The sequence below is a fragment of the Faecalicoccus sp. genome, assembly GCF_036552745.1.
Taxonomy (GTDB): Bacteria; Bacillota_I; Bacilli_A; order Erysipelotrichales; family Erysipelotrichaceae; genus Faecalicoccus.
In genome coordinates this window covers 1-3137 of record NZ_JAXKBY010000188.1, presented here as the reverse complement: position 1 = coordinate 3137, position 3137 = coordinate 1, and the positions used below count along the sequence as shown (strand labels likewise).

Sequence of the window (3137 nt, the reverse complement as noted above, 5' to 3'; positions counted from 1 at the left end):
GAAAACACACGATGTGATTGTAACAATTGAAGAGCACAATGTGATCGGCGGCCTGGGCGGAGCGGTAGCGGAAACCCTGGCACCGTATGGACTGGCATGTCGTCAGTACATGATGGGCATGCAGGACAGTTTTGGACGAAGTGGCAAACCAAAAGACTTATTAGCCCATTATCATTTGGATGCTTCAAGCATTGCCCAAAAGATCAAAGAAATTATGAAGTAAAAATTATATCGCAAACAAGCAGTGATGATCATCGAATCGTTGCTGCTTTTTTATGTAGAAATGAATGGTGTATAATAGAAGCCGATGAAAAGGAAAAGAAAAGCCAAAAAGTTACGTATATTGATTTTGATGATGGTCTTGCTTGGTGTACTGACTTTTGTCGTTCATTCACTTTTTTCACAAGCGGAAACAATGCTCTCATCCTACTATGATTTAGATCGTTTTGAAAATGCGAGCACAGGCTTTAAGTTTTATAACGATCCGGATTATGAAAGTAAGATTGGAATTGATGTCAGTGAGCACAATGGTACGATTGACTGGACTGCAGTTACAGGTACCGGCATTGATTTTGCGTTTATACGAGCAGGTTATAGAGGCGGTATTGAAGGAAAGATTCATGAGGATGCCACATTCGCATACAATATGGAACAGGCACAAGATAAAGGCTTAAAACTAGGTGTTTATTGGTATTCCAGCGCCATCAACACTACTGAGCTTCAGGAGGAAATCGATTTTGTGCTGTCTTTAGTTTCTTCCTACTCTATTGATTTGCCTATCGTTTTTGATATGGAATTTTTCGATGAGCAGGAAGGGCGAATCAATACACTAAGTGTCGAAGAAAAAACAGATTTGGCCTTGATGTTTTGTGATGCGATGGAAGAACATGGGTATGAATCCATGATTTATGGGAACTTAGACTGGTTCTATAATCAACTTGATTTCAGTCGGATTCAGGATAGAAATCTTTGGTACGCGGCTTATCAAGATAAACCGGCCATGCAGGATCGATTCATGATTTGGCAATATTCTCATACAGGAACACTTCCCGGAATATCGACCAATGTGGATATGAACATCATGCCGGTGAAAAATAAATAGGGGGATTTTCATGAAAAAGGGCAATAGAAATGCATTGTTGAGTTTGTGTGTTGTAGTATGTATTAGTATCGTGTGTTTTGTCGTATATATGTCACTAAAAGAAGATGAAAATGTTGATGAAATATCCTTAGATACACTTCCGGAATATAGTCAAAATGCTTATGTCACGATCAATGATAATGAACCGGATTTTGAAGAATATGAGATTACAGAAGCACAGACATCCTTTGAAACCTATAATCAACTCGATGAGCTAGGGCGGTGTACGATGGCGAAAGCCAGTGTCGGCAAAGAGACGATGCCAAAGACAGATCGAGAAAGCATCAGCTCTGTCAAACCAAGTGGATGGCAGAATGAACGTTATGATTTCGTGCCGGGTGGCTGGGTGTATAACCGGTGTCATTTGATCGGATATCAATTAACCGGTGAAAATGCCAATGCGAGAAACCTGATTACGGGTACCCGCTATATGAATACGGAAGGAATGCTTCCTTTTGAGAACGAGATTGCCGAGTATGTGAAAGCTACCGGTGAAAATGTTCTTTATGAAGTGACACCGATTTATGAAGGTGAAAATCTGGTTGCCAGCGGTGTACATATGCAGGCTTGTTCGGTAGATGATGATTGTGAAAGCCTGGCGTTTAATGTGTATGCCTACAATGTACAACCCGGTGTAGAGATTGATTATGCGACTGGAGAAAACGAGAAAGAATAAAACGAACAAGGAGGAAACGATATGTCTTGTACAACAATTTTAGTTGGTAAAAAAGCTAGTTTTGATGGTTCAACGATCATCGCTCGTAACGATGATTCCGGAGCCGGACAATTTACGGAAAAGAAACTGGTGGTCGTAGAGCCTGATCAGCAGCCAAAGAATTATAAAAGTGTGATCTCACATGTAGAAATCGAATTGCCGGATCAGCCTATGCGATATACGGCAGCACCCAATGCGGTAGAAGGAGAAGGAATTTGGGCTGCTTTTGGTGTCAATGAAGCCGGTGTTGGTATGACAGCTACAGAAACGATCACTTCCAATGCCCGTGTTTTAGGAGCCGATCCTTTAGTTGTCTATGATGAAAAGACACAGACACCCGGCGGTATTGGAGAAGAAGATTTAGTTACGATTGTTTTACCGTATATCCATACTGCCAGAGAAGGTGTGCTTCGTCTGGGGAAGTTATTAGAAGAATATGGCACCTATGAAATGAATGGTATTGCCTTTTCAGACAGAGATGAAATCTGGTGGTTGGAGACAATTGGTGGACATCATTGGATGGCTAAACGAGTTCCGGATGATGTCTATGTCGCAATGCCAAATCAGTTAGGGATTGATTCCTTTGATTTAGAAGATGCCTATACAGATAAGAAAGCTCATTTATGTTCAAGTGATTTAAAAGAATTTATCGAACAAAATCATTTAGATTTATCTTTGAAACCTGTATTTGATCCAAGAGCAGCCTTTGGTTCCCATGATGATGCCGATCATGTATATAACACACCTAGAGCCTGGTATATTGAAAAAACATTAAATCCGCACACGAAAAAATGGGAAGGCCGGCAGGCGGACTATACACCGGAATCTGATGATATCCCGTGGTGCATGGTGCCGGAGAAAAAGATCACGATCGAAGATGTGAAGTATTTATTGTCTTCGACATTTCAGGGAACGGATTATGATCCATATAAAAGCTATGGCGATCGATCAAAATCTGGCATGTATCGTTCCATCGGTGTCAATCGTACCAGTGTACTTGGATTGATCCATCAACGTCCGGACAAAGAAGTCTTGGAATGGATTGCCTTTGCGGCCAACAACATGAATGTGATGATACCTTTCTGTTATGAAATGACGATTGTCAAGTGGAAATATTCACTTCTTTGATTATCGTCACTTTTTTTTGAAATCAAGGATATTAGACAGGAAACTTCTTGTCAGAATTATCGGTGATTGGCCACTCTGTTATTCGTGGATTGGTTACCTCAGGTCAATGGTTTCACCGCAAGTCTCGTTGTCTATAATCGTGAATCAATTCTT

4 protein-coding genes are annotated in these 3137 nt (G+C 40.8%); all 4 read left to right on the top strand.

Annotated features, from left to right (window positions below):
• Window positions 1–223 (top strand): transketolase C-terminal domain-containing protein (locus U0M88_RS08990; protein ID WP_331869591.1); only part of this gene is annotated, 223 nt, incomplete at its 5' end.
• Window positions 224–307: 84 nt separating this feature from the next.
• On the top strand, window positions 308–1102 hold the full coding sequence (locus tag U0M88_RS08985; RefSeq protein ID WP_117446928.1) for a glycoside hydrolase family 25 protein: 795 nt from the start codon (window positions 308–310) through the stop codon (window positions 1100–1102).
• A 10-nt stretch (window positions 1103–1112) separates the two neighbouring features.
• A complete protein-coding gene (locus U0M88_RS08980; protein WP_117446929.1) occupies window positions 1113–1817 on the top strand; it encodes a DNA/RNA non-specific endonuclease in 705 nt (234 codons plus the stop codon).
• A gap of 21 nt (window positions 1818–1838) precedes the next feature.
• On the top strand, window positions 1839–2984 hold the full coding sequence (locus U0M88_RS08975; protein WP_331869590.1) for a C69 family dipeptidase: 1146 nt from the start codon (window positions 1839–1841) through the stop codon (window positions 2982–2984).
• The last annotated feature ends 153 nt before the right edge of the window (window positions 2985–3137 follow it).

Excerpts from the sequence above, each read along its gene's own strand:
- U0M88_RS08985 (WP_117446928.1), top strand. The coding sequence starts at position 308 with ATGAAAAGGAAAAGAAAAGCCAAAAAGTTACGTATATTGATTTTGATG.
- U0M88_RS08980 (WP_117446929.1), top strand. The coding sequence starts at position 1,113 with ATGAAAAAGGGCAATAGAAATGCATTGTTGAGTTTGTGTGTTGTAGTA.
- U0M88_RS08975 (WP_331869590.1), top strand. The coding sequence starts at position 1,839 with ATGTCTTGTACAACAATTTTAGTTGGTAAAAAAGCTAGTTTTGATGGT.